At 66.8% G+C, this 22,001-nt stretch carries 24 protein-coding genes; 10 read left to right on the top strand and 14 right to left on the bottom strand.

Features of this window, described 5'->3' with window-relative positions; all coding sequences use genetic code 11:
- The 4 genes from infB to ON43_RS22985 form a co-directional block, all read left to right on the top strand.
- Nucleotides 1-2,317 (top strand): translation initiation factor IF-2 (infB, locus tag ON43_RS23000; RefSeq protein ID WP_040810742.1); only part of this gene is annotated, 2,317 nt, incomplete at its 5' end.
- A gap of 111 nt (nucleotides 2,318-2,428) precedes the next feature.
- Nucleotides 2,429-2,719: a DUF503 domain-containing protein gene (locus ON43_RS22995; RefSeq protein ID WP_040810726.1), complete on the top strand. Its 291-nt coding sequence runs from the start codon at nucleotides 2,429-2,431 to the stop codon at nucleotides 2,717-2,719.
- Between the two features lie 20 nt (nucleotides 2,720-2,739).
- A complete protein-coding gene (gene rbfA, locus ON43_RS22990; protein WP_040810725.1) occupies nucleotides 2,740-3,192 on the top strand; it encodes a 30S ribosome-binding factor RbfA in 453 nt (150 codons plus the stop codon).
- Nucleotides 3,193-3,198: 6 nt separating this feature from the next.
- The gene (locus tag ON43_RS22985) at nucleotides 3,199-4,185 is read left to right on the top strand and encodes a DHH family phosphoesterase (protein WP_040810724.1); all 987 of its coding nucleotides are present in this window, start codon (nucleotides 3,199-3,201) and stop codon (nucleotides 4,183-4,185) included.
- On the opposite strand, the gene ON43_RS44380 is transcribed toward ON43_RS22985, so the two are convergent.
- Nucleotides 4,186-4,812 (bottom strand): SMI1/KNR4 family protein, encoded by a 627-nt coding sequence (locus tag ON43_RS44380; protein WP_040810723.1) that lies wholly within the window; start codon nucleotides 4,810-4,812, stop codon nucleotides 4,186-4,188. It abuts the gene before it with no gap.
- A gap of 68 nt (nucleotides 4,813-4,880) precedes the next feature.
- Entirely contained in the window at nucleotides 4,881-6,455 is a 1,575-nt protein-coding gene (locus ON43_RS22975; RefSeq protein ID WP_040810722.1) for a mucoidy inhibitor MuiA family protein, read from the bottom strand.
- Nucleotides 6,456-6,625: 170 nt separating this feature from the next.
- Between ON43_RS22975 and ON43_RS22970 the strand changes: the two genes are divergently transcribed.
- Both ON43_RS22970 and ON43_RS22965 read left to right on the top strand, forming a co-directional pair.
- Nucleotides 6,626-8,023 (top strand): MATE family efflux transporter, encoded by a 1,398-nt coding sequence (locus tag ON43_RS22970; RefSeq protein ID WP_083913636.1) that lies wholly within the window; start codon nucleotides 6,626-6,628, stop codon nucleotides 8,021-8,023.
- A gap of 104 nt (nucleotides 8,024-8,127) precedes the next feature.
- The gene (locus ON43_RS22965; RefSeq protein WP_040810719.1) at nucleotides 8,128-8,799 is read left to right on the top strand and encodes an alpha/beta fold hydrolase; all 672 of its coding nucleotides are present in this window, start codon (nucleotides 8,128-8,130) and stop codon (nucleotides 8,797-8,799) included.
- 57 nt (nucleotides 8,800-8,856) lie between these two features.
- Here ON43_RS22965 and ON43_RS22960 read toward each other — a convergent pair whose 3' ends face one another.
- From ON43_RS22960 to ON43_RS22950, 3 genes are all read right to left on the bottom strand, one after another.
- Nucleotides 8,857-10,002, bottom strand: a complete 1,146-nt coding sequence (locus ON43_RS22960; RefSeq protein ID WP_040810717.1) for a 3-ketosteroid-9-alpha-monooxygenase, oxygenase component — start codon at nucleotides 10,000-10,002, stop codon at nucleotides 8,857-8,859.
- A 621-nt stretch (nucleotides 10,003-10,623) separates the two neighbouring features.
- Nucleotides 10,624-11,373 (bottom strand): hypothetical protein, encoded by a 750-nt coding sequence (locus tag ON43_RS22955; protein WP_040810714.1) that lies wholly within the window; start codon nucleotides 11,371-11,373, stop codon nucleotides 10,624-10,626.
- A gap of 322 nt (nucleotides 11,374-11,695) precedes the next feature.
- Nucleotides 11,696-12,076: a RidA family protein gene (locus ON43_RS22950; protein WP_040810712.1), complete on the bottom strand. Its 381-nt coding sequence runs from the start codon at nucleotides 12,074-12,076 to the stop codon at nucleotides 11,696-11,698.
- A 248-nt stretch (nucleotides 12,077-12,324) separates the two neighbouring features.
- Between ON43_RS22950 and ON43_RS22945 the strand changes: the two genes are divergently transcribed.
- The 3 genes from ON43_RS22945 to ON43_RS47190 all read left to right on the top strand — a co-directional run bounded on the left by ON43_RS22945 (nucleotide 12,325) and on the right by ON43_RS47190 (nucleotide 14,153).
- Nucleotides 12,325-12,831, top strand: coding sequence for a DUF6301 family protein (locus ON43_RS22945; protein ID WP_040810710.1), 507 nt, complete (start codon nucleotides 12,325-12,327; stop codon nucleotides 12,829-12,831).
- A 430-nt stretch (nucleotides 12,832-13,261) separates the two neighbouring features.
- The gene (locus ON43_RS47195; RefSeq protein ID WP_083913635.1) at nucleotides 13,262-13,951 is read left to right on the top strand and encodes an alpha/beta fold hydrolase; all 690 of its coding nucleotides are present in this window, start codon (nucleotides 13,262-13,264) and stop codon (nucleotides 13,949-13,951) included.
- A 7-nt stretch (nucleotides 13,952-13,958) separates the two neighbouring features.
- Nucleotides 13,959-14,153 carry a hypothetical protein gene (locus ON43_RS47190; protein WP_083913634.1) on the top strand — a complete coding sequence of 65 codons (195 nt, stop codon included), beginning with the start codon at nucleotides 13,959-13,961 and terminating at the stop codon, nucleotides 14,151-14,153.
- A gap of 353 nt (nucleotides 14,154-14,506) precedes the next feature.
- Here ON43_RS47190 and ON43_RS22930 read toward each other — a convergent pair whose 3' ends face one another.
- Both ON43_RS22930 and ON43_RS22925 read right to left on the bottom strand, forming a co-directional pair.
- Nucleotides 14,507-14,932, bottom strand: a complete 426-nt coding sequence (locus tag ON43_RS22930) for an SRPBCC family protein (RefSeq protein ID WP_040810705.1) — start codon at nucleotides 14,930-14,932, stop codon at nucleotides 14,507-14,509.
- A gap of 373 nt (nucleotides 14,933-15,305) precedes the next feature.
- Nucleotides 15,306-15,752 (bottom strand): SgcJ/EcaC family oxidoreductase, encoded by a 447-nt coding sequence (locus ON43_RS22925; RefSeq protein ID WP_040810740.1) that lies wholly within the window; start codon nucleotides 15,750-15,752, stop codon nucleotides 15,306-15,308.
- 58 nt (nucleotides 15,753-15,810) lie between these two features.
- Here ON43_RS22925 and ON43_RS22920 point away from each other — a divergent pair, with 58 nt between their 5' ends.
- Nucleotides 15,811-16,119 (top strand): SgcJ/EcaC family oxidoreductase, encoded by a 309-nt coding sequence (locus tag ON43_RS22920; RefSeq protein ID WP_245568708.1) that lies wholly within the window; start codon nucleotides 15,811-15,813, stop codon nucleotides 16,117-16,119.
- A 128-nt stretch (nucleotides 16,120-16,247) separates the two neighbouring features.
- On the opposite strand, the gene ON43_RS22915 is transcribed toward ON43_RS22920, so the two are convergent.
- Genes ON43_RS22915 through ON43_RS22885 form a run of 7 tightly spaced genes read right to left on the bottom strand, consistent with a single transcriptional unit; the run spans nucleotide 16,248 to nucleotide 21,996 of the window.
- A complete protein-coding gene (locus ON43_RS22915) occupies nucleotides 16,248-16,946 on the bottom strand; it encodes a DUF8020 domain-containing protein (protein ID WP_051178992.1) in 699 nt (232 codons plus the stop codon).
- A gap of 4 nt (nucleotides 16,947-16,950) precedes the next feature.
- Nucleotides 16,951-17,403 carry a nuclear transport factor 2 family protein gene (locus tag ON43_RS22910; RefSeq protein ID WP_040810703.1) on the bottom strand — a complete coding sequence of 151 codons (453 nt, stop codon included), beginning with the start codon at nucleotides 17,401-17,403 and terminating at the stop codon, nucleotides 16,951-16,953.
- A complete protein-coding gene (locus ON43_RS22905) occupies nucleotides 17,390-18,337 on the bottom strand; it encodes an aromatase/cyclase (RefSeq protein WP_040810701.1) in 948 nt (315 codons plus the stop codon). Before ON43_RS22905 ends, ON43_RS22910 begins: the two co-directional genes overlap by 14 nt.
- Before the next feature lie 25 nt (nucleotides 18,338-18,362).
- Complete coding sequence (locus ON43_RS22900) at nucleotides 18,363-19,136, bottom strand: SDR family NAD(P)-dependent oxidoreductase (RefSeq protein WP_040810699.1); 774 nt, start codon at nucleotides 19,134-19,136, stop codon at nucleotides 18,363-18,365.
- A complete protein-coding gene (locus tag ON43_RS22895; RefSeq protein WP_040810697.1) occupies nucleotides 19,133-19,405 on the bottom strand; it encodes an acyl carrier protein in 273 nt (90 codons plus the stop codon). Before ON43_RS22895 ends, ON43_RS22900 begins: the two co-directional genes overlap by 4 nt.
- Nucleotides 19,406-19,453: 48 nt before the next feature.
- Nucleotides 19,454-20,704 (bottom strand): ketosynthase chain-length factor, encoded by a 1,251-nt coding sequence (locus tag ON43_RS22890; protein WP_245568707.1) that lies wholly within the window; start codon nucleotides 20,702-20,704, stop codon nucleotides 19,454-19,456.
- Nucleotides 20,701-21,996 carry a beta-ketoacyl-[acyl-carrier-protein] synthase family protein gene (locus tag ON43_RS22885; RefSeq protein ID WP_051178989.1) on the bottom strand — a complete coding sequence of 432 codons (1,296 nt, stop codon included), beginning with the start codon at nucleotides 21,994-21,996 and terminating at the stop codon, nucleotides 20,701-20,703. The genes ON43_RS22890 and ON43_RS22885 overlap by 4 nt, the downstream gene beginning before the upstream one ends.
- Nucleotides 21,997-22,001 lie beyond the last annotated feature (5 nt).

The following is a 22,001-nucleotide window of genomic DNA, read 5'->3' as shown; positions in this document are numbered from 1 at the left end:
GCGTGGTCCGCGTCCGGCCCCCGGCCAGGGCGGTCCCCGTCCGGGTCCGGGCCAGGGCGGTCCGCGTCCGGCCGCTGCCGGTCAGGGCGGTCCCCGTCCCGGCGGTCCGCGTCCCAGCCCCGGTTCGATGCCGCCTCGGCCGAACCCGGGTGCCATGCCCGCGCGCGCTCAGCGTCCGGCCGGTCCGGGTGGCGCAGGCCGTCCGGCGCGTCCGGGTGGTCCGGGCGCCGGCGGCGGTCGTCCCGGTGGCGGCGGTGGCGGTGGCTACCGCGGCGGCGGTGCTCCCGGTGCCGGTCAGGGTGCGGGCGCGGGTGCCGGTGGCGCCGGTGCGCCCGGTGGTTTCCGCGGTCGTCCCGGTGGTGGCGGCGGTGGCCGTCCCGGTTCGGGTGGCGGTCGCGGCGGTGCCGCGGGTGCCTTCGGACGTCCGGGTGGCGCGCCTCGCAAGGGTCGCAAGTCGAAGCGGGCGAAGCGCGCCGAGTACGAGAACCAGCAGGCGCCCATCGCCGGTGGCGTGCGGCTGCCGCGCGGCAACGGTGAGATCGTGCGTCTCGCCCGTGGCGCGTCGCTGTCCGACTTCGCCGAGAAGATCGGCGCCAACCCGGCCTCGCTGGTGCAGGCGTTGTTCAACCTCGGTGAGATGGTCACCGCTACCCAGTCGGTGAACGAGGAGACCCTCGAGCTGCTGGGTTCGGAGATGAACTACGTCGTGAACGTGGTCTCCCCGGAGGACGAGGACCGCGAGCTGCTCGCCAACTTCGACCTCACCTACGGCGAGGACGACGGCGACGAGGAGGACCTGCAGGTCCGTCCGCCGGTCGTGACCGTCATGGGTCACGTCGACCACGGTAAGACCCGACTGCTGGACACCATCCGTAAGGCCAACGTCCGTGAGGGCGAGGCCGGCGGCATCACCCAGCACATCGGCGCCTACCAGGTGCTGGCCGAGGTCAACGACGAAGACCGTCTCATCACCTTCATCGACACCCCCGGTCACGAGGCGTTCACCGCCATGCGTGCCCGTGGTGCGAAGGCCACCGATATCGCGATCCTCGTGGTCGCGGCCGACGACGGTGTCATGCCGCAGACGGTGGAGGCCATCAACCACGCGCAGGCCGCGGATGTGCCGATCGTGGTGGCGGTCAACAAGATCGACAAGGAAGGCGCGAATCCGCAGAAGATTCGCCAGCAGCTGACCGAATACGGTCTGGTGGCCGAGGAATACGGTGGCGACACCATGTTCGTCGACATCTCCGCCAAGCAGGGCACCAACATCGAGGCTCTGCTCGAGGCTGTCGTCCTGACCGCGGATGCCTCGCTGGATCTGCGGGCGAACCCGAACATGGACGCGCAGGGTGTGGCCATCGAGGCTCACCTCGACCGCGGTCGTGGCCCCGTGGCGACCGTGCTCATCCAGCGCGGCACGCTGCGCGTCGGTGACTCGATCGTGGCGGGCGACGCCTACGGTCGTGTGCGCCGCATGGTCGACGAGCACGGTGACGACGTCGAGGCGGCCCTGCCGTCGCGGCCCGTCCAGGTCATCGGTTTCACCTCCGTCCCCGGTGCGGGCGACAACCTGCTCGTGGTCGAGGAAGACCGGATCGCGCGTCAGATCGCCGATCGCCGCAACGCTCGCAAGCGCAACGCCCTGGCCGCGCGCAGCCGCAAGCGGATCTCCCTGGAAGATCTGGATGCCGCTCTGAAGGAGACCTCGGAGCTGAACCTGATCCTCAAGGGCGACAACTCCGGTACCGTCGAGGCCCTCGAAGAGGCGCTGCTCGGTATCGATGTCGGCGACGAGGTGCGTCTGCGCGTCATCGACCGCGGTGTCGGTGGCGTCACCGAGACCAACGTCAACCTGGCGTCGGCGTCGAACGCGATCATCATCGGGTTCAACGTCCGGGCCGAGGGCAAGGCGACCGAGCTGGCGAACCGCGAAGGCGTGGACATCCGCTACTACTCGGTCATCTACCAGGCGATCGACGAGATCGAGAAGGCCCTCAAGGGTCTGCTCAAGCCGATCTACGAGGAGCACGAGCTGGGCCGGGCGGAGATCCGCCAGATCTTCCGCTCCTCCAAGTTCGGCAACATCGCGGGTTGCTGGGTGCTCTCGGGTTCGGTCAAGCGCAACGCCAAGGCGCGCCTGCTCCGTGACAATGTCGTGGTCGCCGAGACCACCATCCAGTCGCTGCGTCGTGAGAAGGATGACGTGACCGAGGTCCGCGAGGGCTACGAATGCGGTCTGACCGTCGGCTTCAACGACATCAAGGAAGGCGACATCATCGAGGCCTACGAGCTGCGGGAGAAGCCGCGCGACTAGGTTGCAGTACACGATCCCGCCGGGCCTTTCGAGGTCCGGCGGGGTTGTGCCCCAACCCCTTCCGGGTAACCGTGCGCGCATTCCCCGGGGCGCGTTCATATGACTGAAAAGATGTTTTTCGGAGCGCTCGAGTTCGATATCTTGCTCGGTGATGTGCATTCACTGAAGGAGAAGCGCTCTGTCATCCGCCCGATCATCGCGGACCTGAAAAGGTTCGATGTGAGCGTGACCGAGGGCGGAGATCATGACCGGTATCGGCGATCGTTGCTCGGTGTGGCAATGGTCAGTTACGGCATGAATCACCTGACCGAGGTGCTGGACAAATGCGAACGGCACGTCGCCAATCGTCCGGAGTTAGAGTTGCTGGCAGTACGCCGCCGCATCTTCGGACCCGAAGACTGAAGAAGTGAGGAGGGCTCGCCATGGCTGACCAGGCCCGAGCTCGTCGACTCGCAAAGCGCATCTCGTCCATCGTCGCGACCGCGATCGAGTACGAGATCAAGGATCCGCGACTGCGGTTCGTCACCGTCACCGATGCCAAGGTGACCGGTGACCTGCGTGAGGCGACAATTTTCTACACCGTCATGGGCGAGACCATCGACGCCGAACCCGATTACGCGGAGGCCGCGGCCGGTCTGAAGAAGGCCGCCGGGATCCTGCGTTCCAAGGTCGGCGCGGGCACCGGGGTGAAGTTCACCCCGACGCTGGCGTTCAAGCTCGACACCGTGCCGGAAGCGGCCCGCGAGATGGAAGAGCTGCTGGCCAAGGCCCGCGCCGTCGACGCGCGCGTGGCGCAGGTGTCGGTCGGTGCGTCCTATGCCGGTGACGCGGACCCGTACAAGTCGGACGAGGACGAAGACGACGACGAAGCCTGACGAGCCGTGACCCCCGTCGATGTCACTCCGGCCGTCGAGGTGCTCGATGCCGCGAAATCGGTGACAATTCTCTGCCACGTCCAGCCCGACGCCGACACCATCGGCAGCGGGCTGGCCTTGGCGCAGGTGCTGCGTCGACGCGGGGTCCCGGTCGTCGTCTCCTTCGCCGAACCGGCCGAACTGCCGGCCTCCATGCGATCCTTGCCCGGCACCGATTTGCTCGTGCGTGCCGATCAGGTGCCGCGCGAGGTCGATGTCCTGGTGTGCGTGGACTGCGGCAGCTCCGGGCGGCTCGGCGTGCTGCGTGACCGATTGGACAGCGCTGCAACAACTTTGGTGATCGATCACCACCGCTCCAATACCCGTTTCGGCCGGGTCAATGTGGTCGACGAGGCCGCCGAATCCACCGCCGGTGTCATCGCCCGCATCCTGGATGCCTGGGGCGAGCCCATCGACGCCGCCATCGCGCACTGCCTCTACGCCGGATTGGTCACCGACACCGGCTCTTTCAAATGGGTGCGCCCCGGCTCCCACACCCTGGCCGAGCGCCTGCTGGCCACCGGCATCGACGGCGCGACCATCACCCGCACGTTGATGGACACCCACCCCTTCGCCTGGCTCCCCATGCTGTCGCGAGTCCTGGCCTCGGCCCAGCTGCTTCCCGATGCGGCGAACGGCGCGGGCCTGGTCTACGCCGTGGTCCGCCGCGAGGACACCGAACACGTCCGCTCCGAAGAGGTCGAGAGCATCATCGACCTCATCCGCACCACCGACGAGGCCCAGGTCGCCGCGGTCTTCAAGGAATCCCGCAGCGACCCCGACCATTGGACGGTCTCCCTGCGCTCCCACGCCAATGCCGACGGCAGCCCGGGCGTGGACGTCTCCCTGGTCGCGACCGCGCTGGGCGGTGGCGGACACCGTTATGCCGCAGGCTATTCCACCGCCGGTGCCGCCCCAGATCTGCTCGCGAACCTGCTGCGCGAACTCGGCTGATCAGTTCCGGAAAATCCCCTCGCGGGCGAGCCAGACCAGAGTCGGGGTGCCCAGCTCGTCGAACCACGCCGGTGGCTCGGCGGCGGTGAAGGCCGCCGCCATGGCCTCGAACCACGCCGAGAACGACGGGAAGTCGGGCACGGCATCGGCCTGCTCCTCCCACGCATCGTCCGCGACATAGCGCGCCCGCGGCTCATCCTGATGGTGGTAGTAGACCGGATACTCACCGTCCGAGTTCGCCTGTGTGACATCGAAACACCACACCGCCTCGTACCCGGCCTCGGCGAACCCGACCAGATGATTGGTCGACAGCTGCCGCCCGGGTTCGCGCTCGACCCCCTCGGGCAGATGCACCAGCTCGGCGTTCAGCCCGAGGAGCTCAGCCTCGTCCACGAGCACGAACTCGCGTTCGTCCTCCTCCCGAAGGCAGCGCAGCCGATTGTGCTCCGCCAGCAGTTCCCGATAGCTCGGCGGCACCGCCCAGGCGACAGCGCCGAAGTACGGCTCCACCAGCCTTTCCCGCGCCCGCACCGCCTCCGGCGAGGCGGGCTCCGACCCTTCGAGCTCGAGCAGCCCCGCCGAGGCGGCCCGGCGTAGCTCCAGCAGTGTGTCGCGAGAAATAGCCATTATCCGAATCCTGATGTCCTGGAGCGCCTTTGGTCGCCGTCAGCATAGAACTCGCGGGTGACTGCCGGTCAGTCGGGCAGACCGTAGATGGTGACTCCCTTCGGGGCCTCGACGCGGTAGCCGAGGGTGATGGTGGTTTCGGCCTGTGGGGCGAGATCCTGTTTCCAGGTGAGGATTCCGAGGTCGTCGCGGTCGGCGGGCGGGGGTTTCAGGGTTGTTTCTTTGACTGTGACGGTGGTGTCGCGGGCCACGGGGAGGCGGTCGAGGATGGTGACGGTGGTGGGGCGGGCGCCGTGGTTGGCGACGGTGATGGTGTATTCCCAGTCGATGCGGCGGGCCGAGCCGAGGGTGGCCTTGGAGGCGTTGCGGCGGACCAGTTCTCGTTCGATGCGGATGCGGTCGTCGACGCCGAGGGCGAGTTCGCGTTCCTCGCCGGGGGCCCAGATGTCGAGGGTGGTCGCGCCGACGTATTCGCTGTTGTTGAACAGGGAGGCGCGGCCCTTGGGGAGGGTGTGCTCGGAGGTGTTGCGGGCGGTGGCGCGCAGGATCGCCTCGGGGGAGCGGATGGGGGCGGCCACGTGATCGAGATCGGCCTCGAGGTCGAGAGCCGTGATGAGGGTGCGGTGTTCGGTGCCGTCGGAGGCGACGGCGACCGGGCGTCGCGGCGAGTAGGTCGCGGCGGTGGCGCCGTGCTCGACGGTGCTGACCGCTTCCTGGACCGGCGCCGGGGGAGGCAGGGGCGGAGCGGCCCCGGCGGGTGCGGCCATGGGTGCGGCGGCGGCCAGGACCATGTCGTTGCCGTCGGCGTTGCCGGGGGAGCGCGACATTCGCATGCGGCGCTTCGGTTCGGGGGGAGTGGTGCTCAGGTACCACGGATCGAGTTCGGGCACGTCGAGGGCGACGGCCGGGCGGGCGGTCGACAATTCCAGGCGGCATTCGGGCCAGTCCTCGCCGGTCGACTGGCTGACCAGGCCGAACCAGCGCAGATTGACGCCCTTGTCGTCGATGCGCAGGTCGTAGCTGCTGGACCACCTCGCGCCGGGCACGACATAGGTCAGTTCCAGTTCGGTCGTGGCCGGTTGGGCGGCCTCGACGGTGATGACGGCGGCCCGGATGTCGGGGCGGTTCTTGCGGCCGAGGTCGGCCAGCTGCCGTTCGAGCGAGTTCTTCTCGCGAATCTTGTCCTGCCGCAGGCGGGCCCGGTCGCGGCGCCCGGCGTGGACGGCCGCGTACTGCGCCTCGAGATTGTCGCCGAAGGCGGCGACCCGCTCGTCCGAGGCCTTGGCCAGGTGCCCGGCGGACTTCTGCACCAGGCGCTCCAGGAATTCGATGCGGGCGTCCGCGGCCTTGTCGGCGTCGGCGAGCTCGCTCAGCGCGGCATCGACTTCGTCTCGGCGGGCGGTGAGTTCGGCGACCTGTTCGTCGCCGGGCTCGGGTTGGCGTTCGGTGACGATGTCCACGCCGAGGACCGTCACGTCGCCGCGCCCGGCCACGCGGATCGAATCGCGCAGCAGTTCCAGCGGTAGGGGAGACACGCGGATGCGATGCTCACCCGCCTCCAAGGTCGCCTTGCCGGACCGGGTCACCCGGGCCCGATCCGGATAGACCGTCACCGCCGCGATCGTTGTCTCGAGATCCACCATGGCGTCCAGCCTGCCCGAGCGGGCGGCGCGAGTCGATGAGATTGCGCTCGGTCATGGCGGGTCGCGCACACCAATAGTGAAACGGACATATATTGCTCCGGCTATGAATCCGACCGTTCGGTCGACGCGGCCGGGCTTGGGGTGTCCGTCCGATATGGGATGGTGAGCGGATGAGCAGTGCTGAGGTGTTCGACGGCGCGGGGGAGGACCCCGGATCTCTCGTGGCGGTCCGGGGAACCGAGGCCGCCGCCGCAGGACCGGGGAAAATCTTGGGCATCGCGATTCCGACGCTGGGGGTGCTGGTCGCGGAGCCCATCTATCTGCTGTTCGATATGGCCGTCGTCGGGCGGCTGGGGGCATTGGCGCTGGCCGGGCTCGCGGTGGGCGGTTTGATTCTGGCGCAGGTCAGTTCGCAGCTGACATTCCTGAGCTACGGGACGACGGCGCGGGCGGCGCGGCGGCACGGGGCGGGGGATGAGCGCGGGGCCGTCGTCGAAGGCGTGCAGGCCAGTTGGATCGCGGTCGGGGTGGGGCTGGCGATCGTGCTGGTCGTGCAGGTGTTCGCGGGACCGATCACCCGGGCCATCGCGGGCGGGGACGATATCGCGCGGGCGGCGGAGTCGTGGGTGCGGATCGCCTTGTTCGGGGTGCCGCTGATCCTGCTGGCGATGGCGGGCAACGGGTGGATGCGAGGCGTGCAGGACACCCGGAGGCCGTTGTTGTATGTGCTTGCGGGGCTGGTGGTTTCGGGGATTCTCTGCCCGACGCTGGTGCACGGCCTGCTGGGTGCGCCGCGCCTGGAGTTGGAGGGGTCGGCGGTCGCGAATCTGGTGGGGCAGTCGATTTCCGGTGCGCTGTTCGTGTCCGCGCTGTTCCGGGCCAAGGCGCCGCTCGCGCCGCATATCGCGATCATGAAGGCGCAGTTGGTGCTCGGTCGGGATCTGATCGTGCGGAGTCTGGCGTTCCAGGCGTCGTTCGTCTCGGCGGCGGCGGTGGCCTCGCGGTTCGGTGCGGCGTCGGTGGCGGCGCATCAGCTGGTGCTGCAGATCTGGAATTTCCTTGCGCTGACGCTGGATTCGCTCGCGATCGCGGCGCAGACGCTGGTCGGTGCGGCGCTGGGGGCCGGAAATGCCCGTGGCGCAGAGGGTTTGGCGCGGCGGATCACCGCGTGGTCGACGGCGTTCGCGGTGGCGCTGGCGGCGATCTTCGCCGCGGGCTACACGGTGATCCCGCAGCTGTTCACCGATGATCCGTCGGTCCTGGATCGCACCCATGTGGTCTGGTGGTACTTCGTCGCCATGATCCCCGTGGCGGGTGTGGTCTTCGCCCTCGACGGTGTCCTGCTCGGCGCGGGCGATGCCCCGTTCCTGCGCAATGCCACCCTCGGCTCGGCCCTGATCGGCTTCCTGCCCATGATCTGGCTGTCCCTCGAATTCGATTGGGGCATCGGCGGAATCTGGACCGGCCTGGTCGCCTTCATGCTCCTACGCCTGATCGCCGTCAGCTGGCGGGCTCTGTCCGGCCGCTGGGCGCGCGTCGGGGCCGAGGTGCCCGGGCGAACGGCGTGATCAGATTGGCGGCGAAGAGGCATCAGATGGCATTCCATCGGTAGCACGCCATGCCTTACACGAATGAGACTGTCTACGAACGGTTTCGAGTGAAGGAGAAACACATGGCGACATTCGTTCTGGTGCCCGGTGCCTGGCACGGCTCCTGGTGCTTCGAGAAGGTGGTTCCGACGCTGGAGCTGGCCGCTCACACCGTGCACGCCCTGACCCTGACCGGTCTGGGGCCCGACGACGACGAGGCGACGGTCGCGACCGCCAACCTCGACACGCATGCCGCGGATGTGCTGCGGCTGCTCGATCGTGAGCACCTCACCGGCGTGACCCTGGTCGGTCACAGCTACGGCGGAATGGTGATCGCCGCTGCCGCCGATCGGGCCGGTGGCCGGGTCGCACGCGTGGTGCATCTCGACGGCTACGTGCCGCGTGACGGCGAATCATGCTGGTCCGCAACGTCGGAGGCCTACCGCCAGAAGTTCACCGCCGGTGCGGCGAGCACCGGATATGCGGTGCGGCCACCGGACGGCGGCGATCCCCGCCGCCGTCCGCATCCGCTCGCCTCGCTGGTGCAGACGATCCGGCTGTCCGGCGCGTTCTTGGAGGTGCCGCGCAAGGAGTTCGTCTACTGCTCGGGATGGGAGGATGCGACGCCGTTCGCCGCGCAGCGCACCCGGCTGCTGGCCGACCCGGACTGGCGGGTCCACGATGTCCCGACCGTGCACAACGCCATGCGTGAGGCTCCGGAGGCCGTCGCCGAAATCCTGCTCGCGGACGCGTGATTCACGTGTCGGGGCCGAGACGCCGGGACGGACGGCGTGGTCCGTCCCGCCGCTGCGCTACTCCGCCGCGCCGTTCGCCTGTGCGGCGGCCTGCTTGGCGAGGTTCTCGGCGACCTCGGCCTGCCAGTTCTCGTTGGCGTGGGTGGTGTCGACCTCGTATTCGAAGCGGTCGGTCATCTCCGGCTTGATGTCGGCGACATCGACGTAGAACTGCTCGTACCAGCGACGGTGCTGGTACACCGGCCCGTCCTCCTGGGTCAGCAGCGGATTGTCGATGCGGGTCTTGTGCTTCCAGATCTCCACGTCTTGCAGGAACCCGACGCCGAAGCTCTTGCCGAAGGCCTTGGCCAGCTTGTCGGACTTCTCCGGCGGCAGGCCCTTGATCCGTTGCACGCTCACACCCCATTGCAGGACAAAGGAATTGTGCGTGACGGGGTAGTGGCAGTTGATGAGCGCCACCTCGACGGTGTTGTCGCCGAAGTCGTTGTGCAGGTAGTTGATCATGTATGAGGGCCCGAAATACGAAGCCTCCGAACGCAGTAGCGACATCTCCTGCGAATAGTTGGACTTCGCGTGAATGTCGGGCCGCCCCTTGGAATGCAGGAACTGCGTGGCCACGTGCCCTTCGAACACATTCTTGAAGTACACCGGGTAGGCGAAGTGAATGTAGAAGAAGTGCGCCATATCGACGTTGTTGTCGATGATTTCGCGGCAGTGCGCGCCCTCGATGAGCAGCGAGTTCCAGTCCCAGTCACTCCACTCATCGGTCTCGATGCCCTCGATGTGGGGGATCGCGACCTCGGGCGGCGGCGGATTGCCCTCGGGATCGTTCCAGACGAAGAACTGCCCGTTCTCCTCGCAGGTGATCCAGGATCTGGTGCGCGCCAACGGCGGAACACGTCGCGCGTAGGGGATGGCCGCGCACTTGCCATCCCCGCGCCAACGCCAATCATGGAACGGGCAGGCGATGTTGTCGTCCTTGACGCTGCCGTAGGACAGGTCCGCGCCCATGTGGCGGCAGTAGCCGTCGAGGGCGTGCAGTTCCCCCTTGCTGTCGGACCAGATCACGATCTTGGTGCCGAAGGCCTCGACGGAGTGCGGTTTGCCGTCCCGGAAGGTCTCCGCCAGTCCGAGGCAGTGCCAGCCGCGGGCGAACCTCGTCATGGGTTCGCCGACATCGATGGACCGATAACGCTGACTCATCAGCAGCCTCCGTGCTCGAGGGTCTCTCGCCCGAGGCTAGGCACTGCCGCGAAATAGAACAAGTGTCAATTCGGGGGTGGGGTCACTTCGCGGTCCAGCCAAGACGTTCGGTGCCGGTCCGATGCGTCAGGCGAGCCGACCGTGTCGCACGCTTTCAGCGCTCATCCTGTGTTTGGTGAGAAGCCGCGAGAGTTGTTCGAACTCGGTCGGTGTCACGAAGGCCAGGTAGTAGTTCTGCCCGGATTCCAACGACGCCAGGACGGTGCCGAGGGCGAAGGCGTGCTCACCGATCTGTTCGAGGAACGCTTCGATGTAATTGACCCGATCGTCGGCGGGTACGACGAAGGTGTCGGTCGCCAGGCAGTGCGCTACCCGATGCGGAAGCGTTCACCTCGCCGGAGTCGATGCTCACCGATTCGAGGGCGACGGGAGCCTCAGGAGCATGGTGCGGTCTGGTTCGGGAACACGTCATGCACGGCAGCCTAAAGAAACCCACCGACACCGGACCACCGAACTTTCGCGGCATGAACAGTCCGAAGCGTTCACACAACGCGGCATTTACTCGCATCGAACTACCCGAATGGCGTGCAAGCCGGTCCTTCGCCGACAACATCTGAACGATCAGTCCGCCGGTTCCGCGCCCCAGCGAGTCGCTTTGGTTACGCCGACACTGACGAGCGCCTTCTCGATCCGTGCGTACTGCGCCGAGTATTCCGGCTCGAACCGAATATGCACGTACAAACCGAGAGCGCCACGGGTCCCCAGGATGTACACGTGACCACCCATACCCGGGATCAGGAACGTGCACACCGGCTCGAAAGATTCATCGACTGCGACATGCATGTCCAAGGCGGCGATCGCATCTCGCACCTGGCGGTACTCGCCGCCGCCCCAGTTCTCGTAGCAGCTTTGCTGCACCCAGGATTCGAACCACAGCAGGCTCCGCGCGGCGATCAGATGTCCCGAAGTGCAGAACCATCGCACGGCGTCGTCGTACGAGGTGCCAATATCGATCGCGTCATCTCGGTGACGGGGCAGAACTACGAGACCACGCCCAGGCACCAGCACTATCTGGTCGCCGTTCGCCGTGCCCCCGACCTGCACCGCAGCGGCGAAATCGGCCTGTACCAAGTCTGGATGCTCCCAGAACCAGTACTCGGCCCACTGCTCTCGCGCCTCGTCGAGACTGTTGAGAATGCGCGTTGGTCCCCAAACATCGAGTTCGTTGCAAATTGTCCCCTCGCCATAGCCGGTCACCAGCTCGGCGAACCCGGGTGGCATCGCGACTCCCAGCCGCAGTTCGAGTGCGGTGACTTCCGCACGGCTGATCGGTTCCAGCCGGTGGGAGACGACGATCAATTCGAGCGACATATCGCGACTCTAAACCCGAGGAATCCAGGCCGCGCGGGCCCGAAAAGCCAAAGGACGGAGGATACTTCAGCGAGCGCGGATACGCAAGCACTTCGATAATGGATCGCCATTCGAGCACGAAAGGTCCCCTGGCGGTTCGTGAACCGGAACGGCCATTCGGCTCGAACACACGATTCCGCCGCGTGGCGCGCTGATCGAACCGGCCAGCAGGTCAAGGCGGAAGATCAAGTGGCGGTGTCGTTCCGAGGTCGGCAGAAGCTCCTGCATTGCGGATGGGCGTGAAATGCCGGTGGTGCCGCGCCGGCGCAGGCAGACCGAACGTTTACCCTGTCGCGGCGATGACCTCGATCTCGAGCAGCCACCGTGGGTCGAAGATTCCGGCCAGTACGACCGTCAGCGCCGGCTTGTGGTCGCCGAGAACCTCACTGCGCACCGCGGTATTGATCGGAGCGAGCGAACGATCGCTCAGATAGGTGGTGACCTTGACGATATTCGCGACCGTGAGCCCGGCATCAGCCAGTGTCGCAACGATATTCGCCCAGACCAATCGGCACTGACCCGCAGCGTCGTCGGGCACATTCCCCGCCCGGTCCTCGGGGATCTGACCGCTGACGAACAGTAGGCGCCGAGCTCCAACCACCTCCAGCCCATTGGTGTATCCACCGACCGCAACCGGTACCGATTCAGCGTCGTGCACAATCATTTCCACGATTCGCAAGCTTAAAAGCCAACGCCGACCAGCAGATCCCCGACAGAGGCTCGCCCATAACCGCGCCGAGCGAACCGGCCGGCGCGGGCGAGCCGAGGAGCAACGGGCCGAGCCGATCTGAGGCTGGCCGACGTCCTGCATTGCCGATTACAGATACTCCGAGCAGGTCGGCTTGGCTTGGAGCTGGCGTTGCGGCATTGTCCCGCAGTGGCTCTGAATCTTTCGGAAGTACCCTTTCGACCATGCAAGCCGACATCGCGGGCGCTATACGCGTAGTGAGTAGAGCCAGGGCTTTCGAGTGGACCTGGGCACAAACTGACATCGATCGGTTCTGCCTGGATGTTGGATGGACGTTGCTCGAACGAGGTGACTACGGCCGTACTTCGCTGTCGACGGACCTGACCGTCAACTTCAACCGCGCCGACGCCTACCGCAATCGGCGGCATATCAGAGGACGGACAGGACGAGACGAGTCGCTCGAGCGGGTTACGGCCTACATCACTGATCTAACTCGCGATGTCACGCCAGCTCTCACTGCGGCCCTCTCCGATCATTTCGACCAGTTGGCGGAGAGGTTGACGCGAGATCTTGGTTCCCCGAACCACATTGAGAGCAAGCCGGGGGCTGAGATCGGTTGGGAGTACCCCGATGTGGTGATCAACGTCGTAACCCATAACAGATGCCTGCTGCTGGAAATCGTGAATCCGCGGCGGTGGAAAGAGCGACGTGCAGATCAGGACTCCGACTGACCGTCCTAATAGCTGGAAGGGCCTCTGGATTACGGGACTTGGTCAGGCAGGCTCCGTTCACAACCGGCATTTCATCAAGCTGCCGACGCCCTCCGCACCGCCTCCGAACGCACTGTACTGCCGCTTCCCGCGCTGACCGAACCGGCCAGGGTCGGCGGGGCGAAGATCAACGGGCCGAGCAGATCTGGCACCTGCCGGCGAACGCACTGATCTGCCGAGATGCGTGCGTTCTGGATACTGTCATCGGATGATCGGTCGTCGTGCATGATCGCGAACTTGTCCACGGCACGGGCGTCTTCGGCGCGCTACGCTCGCCGAAGATCAGTTCGTGTTCGAGACGTGCCCCGAGGAGGCGGTGCTGACATGCTGATGCCACGTCGCACAAATACAGCTGGCATGACGGCGATGCCGATGGTATTGAGGCACGCTCGTGCAGCCCGGTGACGGCCGGTCGGCATTGCCCGCGCCGGTGCCGGATGGGGCAGTGTCACGCTATGCGACCGTCAACGGCGTGCGGCTGCATTACGTGATCGCCGGTAGCGGCGATCCGGTTCTCCTGCTTCATGGTTGGCCCGAGACCTGGTACGCATGGCGCAAGGTCATTCCGATACTGGCAGACCGGTTCACCGTGGTCGCGCCCGATATGCGCGGCTACGGCGATTCCGAGCGTCCCGCCGACGGCTACGACAAGGTGACGGTCGCAACCGACCTGCACGAGCTGATGCGATCGCTGGGATTCGGCGGCGTTCACCTCGTCGTCCAGGACATGGGCGGGCCCGTCGGCTTCGCTTATGCGGCAAGCTTTCTCGAGGATGTGCGCGACCTCGTCTTCATCGAGAGCGCTGTCCCCGGGGTTCGGCCTGGAAGCGGCGATGGATGTGGCCCACGGCGGCAGCTGGCACATGGGTTTCAACATGGCACAGGGAATCAGCGAGCTGCTGGTCGCCGGGCGCGAGCGGCCGTTCATCGAGTATTTCTACCGCCGCGGCACGCTGCACCCGGACGCGCTGACGCCGGCCGACATCGACGAATATGCGCGCAGCTATGCGGCAGGCGGACTCGTAGCGAGCTTCGGCTATTACCGGACGCTGCTGGACGATGCGAAAGTCAACCGCGATAAGCTCGCCGTGAAACCGCTCGCCCTCCCGGTGCTTTCGCTCGCGGCCGAACAGGGGTTCGGCGACTTCTCCCACGCCTCGATCGCGCAAGTCGCCGAACAAGTTGAGAGGCAGACCATCGCCGAGGCGAAGCACTTCCTGGTGCAGGATCAGCCACAGGCGGCGGCAGCGGCGATTCTGAGCTTTTTGACGCGTACAGAGTAGGACGCCGCAACCGAATCGGTTGCGAAGCCGCATCCGGTCACCTCGATAAGCACGCGGGAAGGCGCGCATGACAACCCGGCCAGAACGATTGTCAAATGCAACATCCTGCATTGCCGAATGCCGAGTGATTGGCCATACCTCGCACAAACACCTCGGAATCGGCAATTTTCGACCAATTCCCCTGGAAAGTGCGAGATCTGGCCAACTCTGAGCGCCGACTGACTCCGTCGTGTCAACGTCCCATCCTGCCGCTTCCCGCGTTGATCGAACCGGCCAGCGAGAAGTGGTGGAAGATCAACGGGCAGTGTCGATCCGAGGTTGGCCTAGCGCACTGAAGGCCGACGCGCGTGCGGTCAGCTGGGTTCTGTGCGATTCGGGAAGGCGGCTTCGATCGCTTGCTTCATCTCGGCGATTCCGAACTGTGTGCGGATGTGGATCTCCGGCGCGACTGTGTCGGGCAGGACGTCGGTGATCCAGACCAGTCGGCCGTGCTCGCCGTCCGCGCGGACCTCGAACGATGCGTGATGGTAGTCCAGTTCGGGCCGGGCCCCTTCGACAACGGTGTACGCCAGCCGTCGCGAATCCTCGTCGATCGTGACTATGAGTTCACGAATGATGTGCCCGTCAGGGAAGGTCAGAAACCGTTCCGCGCCTTCGATTCTGGTGTCGGCCACACGTCCGGGAAGCAGACGTTCATGTACGGCCCCGATGTCGCGAATGACATCCCAGATATGTTGCGGTGCAGCCTTTATCGCGACCTCATGACGGATGGTGGCCATAACTCCCCTGATCTCACGACAGAACTGGGCTCAACCTATCCCGACAACGTCCGCCGGACACCTCGGCCATCGCACAGCGTCCCGGAGGGCTGAGGTTCGCTGAGCCTCAGCGACATCCATGGCAGCGAGCGTAATTCGCGGCAGGCCGCTCCGGCGGAACACGTGCCCACCATGAGGTTGGAGGGAACATCTTCAACCGCCGCGAGCCGCGTGGTTCGAGGTGGTCAACCGGTCGGCCCTGAAGATCGATGGGGCCGACCGGTTTTGCTCCCGCTGGATTCGTCGGTGTCGGTTGTCCCACTGCCGACGGCGCGGCCACCCACTCGCATCGCTGCGTTGCGGCATTAGTCGGAGCGCGATCGGCGGGGACCGGTCACGCCTTCGGCACTGGGGTGTTGTGGCGGGCGGCGACCCACCAGCGGTCGTTTTCCTTGACCAGCACATAGAGGGCGACCATCGCGGGGTCCTTGTCTATGAGTTCGCCCTCGGCGGTGGTCGCACGGGCGACCTTATGGGCGACCGCGACATCTGGACGCAGGAAGCCGATGTCGCCTATGTCGTAACGCACATACTCGTTTGCGAGAAATCCCCCGAGACCATGTTCAGCGGCCTCGAGCAGCGAGCCGTACCCGGTGATCACCATGCCCACTGCGTTGCCTGCCGACGCGTTTGCGGTGAAGCCGCTTACCATCAGTTCGGCATCGTTGGTGTTGTAGCCGGTCTCGACGTCGGCTATCAACTTTTCGATCGCGGCGATGTCGGCGGCGTGGTCGGTTGTTGTGTCTTTGACGGTTGGCCGTCCGGATGTTGTTGCGGTCATGGCCACCATCCTGAAACCTGAACAATGCTCGAGGTCAAATTCCTGGATGCCGCGATGTGTGACAGCGCAGTTCCAGCTCGGCTCGCGCTGGCAAGTTCGTGGCTTGTGGGGTCATGACGGGCTCAACGAGATCTCCGAGTTCACCCGCGCCGTACTGCCCGGCGCGACCAAGGACGGCTACGCCACCTACGAGCCGTTCTTCATTCGCTTCATCCGGCCGGACGTGGCCGCGGTCAAGGTCCGCCAGCAGTACTTCAACCACGCCGATGAGCTTCAGGCACAGGGCTCACCGCTGTACGGCATGACCAAGGAGGACGGCCGCTGGCTGCTCACCTTCTGCCAGAACACCCCCGTCGCCGACCACTGACCGATCGACCCGACGACGAAACCCCGTCCGGATGTCACCGCTCCGGACGGCGTCTTGTCGTACGCGAATCACGTTGGCCGAGATGGGCAGGTCGGCGGCCCGCTAGTGTGGCGAAACAGCAGGTTGGGTCACTTCGCGGTGTTGGGGAGCGGGGAGTTGATGGTGGTGAAGTACTGGATGGCGGCGAGGATGGTGACAGGTGCGGTGATCAGGATCTGGCCCGCGATCGTGCCGAGGGGGCCGATGACGGCGATGCCGCCGAGGCAGCCGAGGACGGCGGCGGGGACGAAGGGGCCGAAGAGGCCCACCAGGGTGGCGGAGGCGACTGTGGCGCCGGCGATGCCGCCGAGGACGCAGCCGACCGCCGCGCCGCCGATGCCGCCCACGAGAGTGCCGATGGCCGCGCCGGTTTGCATGGTGGTGCCCAGGCGCGCCCAGGCGGCGAGTTCGCGGTCGTATTCGTTCTTCCAGGGGGCCTGGTTCTCGTAGGGGAGGGCCACCGGCTGGTAGACGGCGTGGTCGCGATCGAAGCGCGGCGTGAGGGTGGCGTTGTGGCCGTTGATGGCGGCGGTGATGGGGAAGACGAAATCGTCCACGCGGAAGGACAATTCGGTGCCCGCGAGGACGGTGCCGTCGGCGGCCTTGACCTTGAAGACGCCCTGGTCCTCGACCAGGGTGCCGGCGTCGGTGGTGATGTTCAATCCGCTGTCGGTCAGGGCGGCGGTGTAGTAGACCCGATCGCTGTCGGCGGGTGCGGCTGTGGCGGTGCCGGGCAGGATGGTCAGGGCGGCGGCCGCGGACAGGACGGTTCCAATGGTGTTCCTCAAAGCCTTACTTTCCTGGTGTAGTGGTTGGAACGGGGTCGTGGGTGATGGTGCGTTCGCGGACCAGCCAGGTGTGGCGGTCCGGGACGAGCTGGTCGCGGATATCGGCGCTCAGATGCACGCGCGGCGCCTGCTCGCCATCGGATTCGACGATCAGGGCGTAGTAGCGGGTGTGGATGACATCGGCTGCGGCGCTGTCGTTCTCGATGGTGATATTGCCGATCCAGTGGCGGCGCACGGTGCCGGACGCACGCAGTCGTTCGACGGTGCGGCGCAGGCCGTCGGCGATATCGGCGCGACCCTTGCGCGCCGAGGATCGGTGGCTCTGGACCAGCGAGCCGTCGGGTTCGAAGGTGGCCGCCCATTCTTCGGCGAAACCGTCGTCGAGCAAGCGCATCTGGGCGGCGTAGAAGTGCTGCAGATCCGCGTAGAGGTGCCGGGTGCGCTCAGGCTCGGACATCGGAGCTCCGATCCGCCTTCTCGGCCCACTCCTTGGCGTACTCCAGCGTCGCCGACGAGTTGCGGCCCAGGGCGTTTCGGATGAACTCGCGGGCGTCCGCGAGGGTCTTGTCCGCGCCCAGGATCGCCGGGATGGCCTCGGTGATGAGGGTGACGGTGTGCTCCGAGGTGGCCAGTGTGCCGCCGTCGCTGGGCGCGAAACTCCAGCGGCCCCGATGCAGCGAGAGCAGTCCGGGCAATCGGGTCTGCTTGTAGACGATGTCACCGGATTCCAGCGCGACGCGCCAGGAGGCGGTGGTGTGCACATCGCCGTCGGGCGTGCGGGTGTCCAGGCTCAGGAACTGGTGTCCCGGAACGGGTTCGGTCAGGGTGACCGCGTCGACGTGCGCGAGCCGTTCGGCCCACAGGTCGGCGCGATCGATGAACTCGCGCACCCGGGATGGCTCGGCGTCGATCCACAGCGAGTCCTCGAAGGTGAAGTGCGCCTCGGGTTGCCGCGAGAGCGCCTCGGCGGCCGACTTCAGCGATTCGAGTTCCCGCGTCGAGTTGGTCTCGATGGCGGCCTCGATCCACTCCCGCGCGCCCGCGCTGCCATCGGGAGAGAAGCTGTGCGACAGCACGACTCGGCTGCGGCTCGCGTCGATCTCCTCGACCTCCCAGACCCCGCTCATGGAGGCCACCGGCGGCGCGGAAACCACCTGCCGGAAGCTGATCCGCCGCCCCTCGAAACTGCGGCGCGAGGTCCAGGTCTTCAACGACTCGTTGGCCGTGGCCCACAGGCGAATATGGTCGCCGGCCGCGTCCTGTTCGATGACCTCGGCGTGAATGGTCGGCGGAAACACATTGGGCCAGTCGGCGACCGCGCGCAAGGCCCGGTGCACGACCTCGGCCGGTGCCGCGATGGTGATGCTGTGTTCGGTGTGATACTGACTCATCGATCGTCTCCAGTCCTGTTGGGGCTCAGTAGTTTCCGAGCCCGCCGCAGACATTGATGGCCTGCGCGGTGATGGGTGACGCGGCGGCCGTGGTCAGATAGCCGACCAGTCCCGCGACCTCCTGCGGCGTCGAGTACCGGCCCAGCGGGATCTTGGCCTCGAACTTCTCCAGCACGGCGGCCTCGGTGGTCTGCCACACCTCGGCGTAGCCGCGCCGAACCCGTTCGGCCAGTGGGGTTTCGACGTATCCGGGGCACACCGCGTTCACGGTCACGCCGGTCTTGGCCAGTTCCAGCCCCAGCGCCTTGGTGAACCCGATGACCCCGTGCTTGGACGCCGAGTAGGGCGCGCCGAGCACCACGCCCTGCTTGCCGCCGGTGGAGGCGATATTGATGATGCGACCCTGCTCGGCGTCGAGAATCCCGCCGTTGGACAGCACTTCGCGGGTGACCCGGAAGGTGCCGGTGAGGTTGATGTCGAGCACGTCCTGCCACAGGTCGTCGTCGATGTTCTGGGTGACGCCGCCGCCATTGCGTCCGGCATTGTTGACCAGTACCGACACCGGCCCGAACCGTTCCACCGCGGCGGCGACGAAGCCGCGCACATCCTCGGTGGACCGCACGTCCGCGGCGATGCCGTCGATCTCGATCCCGCTCGCGCCCAGCTCGGCGACGGTCTCCTTCACCTTGTCGGCATTGCGGGCATTGATGAAGATCTTGTATCCGGCCTGCCCCAGCGTGCGGGCGATTTCCAGGCCGATGCCGCTGGTGGCTCCGGTTACGATGGCGTGCCGGCTCATGCGCTTGCTCCTTCGGAGAGGGTTGTGTTGACGAGGGTGAGGAAGTCTCCGACGGTGACCGCGTCGACCACGGCGCTGTCGAGAAGCTTGATCCCGTAACGGATTTCGATCTGGTTGGACAGTTCCAGGACCGCGAGGGAGTCGTAGCCGAGGTCCTCGAAGGAGCGGCCGGTGAGGTCACCGCTCAGGTCGATGGATTCGTCCTCCCCGGCGACGCGCTGCAAGACCTCGCGCAGCTCGTCGACGGTCACTGAGGGTGTTGCGGACACGGTGGAACTCCTGTCGTGTGTACGGATTGCTTTGGGGCGGTGGGATATTCAGCGCGGTCGGCCGAGGATCAGCGCCGCGGTGAAGCCACGCCCGCCGCGGGCGAGCACCAGCGCGTTCGGTTCGGCCAGGTCGCGCGGCGTGCGGACGAGATCGAGGCGGCCGGATTCGGGATAGTCCTCGATTCCCGGTGTGGGCGGGATGATTCCGCCGTCCACGGCCAGCGCGGCCGTCGCGACGTCGAGCGCGCCGCCACCGGCGAACAGCCGCCCGGTCCCGGTCTTGGGTGCGGTCACCGGCACGGCTCCGAACCCGAAAACACAGTTCACGGCGTCGATTTCGCGCTGATCCAGCTCCGGGACACCGGCGGCGTCGGCGAACACGACCCCGATATCGGAGGGTTCGAGACCTGCGTCGGCGAGCGCGGCCCGGATCACCCGGGCCAGCGCCGGTGGCCGGGCCGATCCGGGTCGCGGGTCCAGCCCGCTGGCGTAGCCCCGCAGGTGCGCGTACACTCGCGCCCCGCGCTCGCGCGCCCGATCCGGATGCTCGAGCACCGTCAGCGCGCCGCCTTCGCCGGGCACGAATCCGGCCGCGTCCTCGGCGAAGGGCCGATACGCCCGCGCGGGATCGCAACTGGTGCTGACGTTTCCGGCGGCCAGCGTGGCCAGCCAGCCCCACGGCGACAGCACCGAATCGAAGCCGCCGGTCAGCACCACCCCGGTGCCGCCGCGAATCAGCCTGCGCGCCTTACCGAAGGCGTCGAGCCCCCCGGCCTGGTCGGCCACCACGACACTCGAGGGTCCGCGCGCCCCGTGCCGGATGGCGAGCTGGCCGGTGTTCACGGCGTAGAACCATGCGAAGGATTGGTATCCGCTGACATGGCGGCTGCCCTGGGACCATAACTTCTGCAACTCCTTCTGCCCGAATTCGAAACCGCCGCTGGTGCTGGCGGTGACCACGCCGATCTCGAAATCGTCGCGGTCGTCCCTGGTGATCCCGGCATCGCGCAGTGCGGCGTCGGAGGACACCAGGGCGTGCCGGGTGGAGATATCGGTCTGCGGCAGCAGCCGGCCCGAGAGCTGGGAGGCGTCGAAGTCGCGGATCTCCCCGGCCAGGGTGGCGGGGTACCGGCTGGGATCGAACCGGGTCACCCGGGCGATCGCCGAATGCCCGGCGAGGGTGTTGCGCCAGTAGTCGGCGACGGTGACGCCGGTCGGGGCGTGCACGCCGAGGCCGGTGATGACCGGGTCCACCCGCGTGGTCACGGTGGTGTCGGGCGTGGTCGCGGTGGCGTTCACGGGGCGACCAGCACTGCGGCGCTCTGGAATCCGCCGAATCCGCTGCCGACGCTGAGCACCCGGTCGGTGCGCCGGGCGCGCGCGGTCAACGGCACATAGTCCAGATCGCAGCCGGGACCCGGATTGTGCAGGTTGGCGGTGGGCGGAATGACGTCGGTGTCGATGGCCAGCGCCGAGGCGACCAGTTCGAGCGAGCCGACGGCCCCGAGCGAATGCCCGATCATCGACTTGATGGAGCTCACCGGCACATCCCAGGCGTGCGCGGCGAGCGCCTTCTTGACCGCGGCCGTCTCGTGCAGATCGTTCTGCTTGGTGCCGGACCCGTGGGCGTTCACATAGTCGATGGCCGTCGGGTCCACGCGGGCCTGGGCCAGAGCGGCATCGATGGCCGCCGCCATTTCGACGCCGTCCGGCCGCAGCCCGGTCATGTGGAAGGCATTGCCGCGCGTGGCGAATCCGGCGAACTCCGCGTAGATGTGCGCGCCCCGGGCCCGCGCCCGGTCCCAGTCCTCGAGGACCAGCGTCGCCGAGCCCTCGCCCAGCACGAAGCCGTCGCGGTCGCGGTCGAAGGGGCGCGAGGCGTGTTCGGGATCGTCGTTATTGGGGCTGGTGGCCTTGATGGCGTCGAAGCAGGCCACCGTGATCGGTGAGATGGGCGCCTCGCTGGCCCCGGTGATGACGATGTCGGCGGCGCCCTCGCGAATCAGGTCGGCGGCGTGGCCGACCGCGTCGAGGCCGGAGGTGCAGCCGGTGGACACCACCGCGGTGGGTCCCTCCGCGCCGATCGCCCAGGCCAGTTCCGCGGCAATGGAACTGGGCACCAGGTAGTCGAAGAGCTGGCTCACCGCCCAGGCCGGATCCACCAGCCATTCCCGGCCCTGGTCGCTGACCAGGGAGTATTCGCGTTCGAGGCTGGTGGTGCAGCCGACGGCGGTGCCGATGCTGACGCCGATCCGGCCCGGATCGATGGCGTCGAGGTCGAATCCGCTGTCGCGTACCGCTTCCCGCGCGGTGACCACCGCGAACTGGGTGACCCGATCCCAGGACCGCTCCTCGCGCTTGCGCAAACCGTGTGCCGCGGCGTCGAAGTCGATCTCGCCGGCGATGCGCGAACGGAAACCGGTGGCGTCGAACGCGGTGATGCCGCGGGTAGCGGTGCGCCCTGCGGTCAGCAGGTCCCAGAACTGGCCGCTGCCGACCGCGCCCGGAGCCAGCACGCCCACGCCCGTGATCGCGACCCGGCGCGGGCCGGGAGAATCCGCCGTATTCCGTTGTGTCCCAAGGTTGGCCATGTTCG

Source organism: Nocardia concava NBRC 100430, from assembly GCF_000308815.1.
In the GTDB taxonomy this organism is placed as follows: domain Bacteria; phylum Actinomycetota; class Actinomycetes; order Mycobacteriales; family Mycobacteriaceae; genus Nocardia; species Nocardia concava.
The sequence above is the reverse complement of the archived record's forward strand: the minus strand, read 5'-3'. Positions and strand labels throughout refer to the sequence as shown.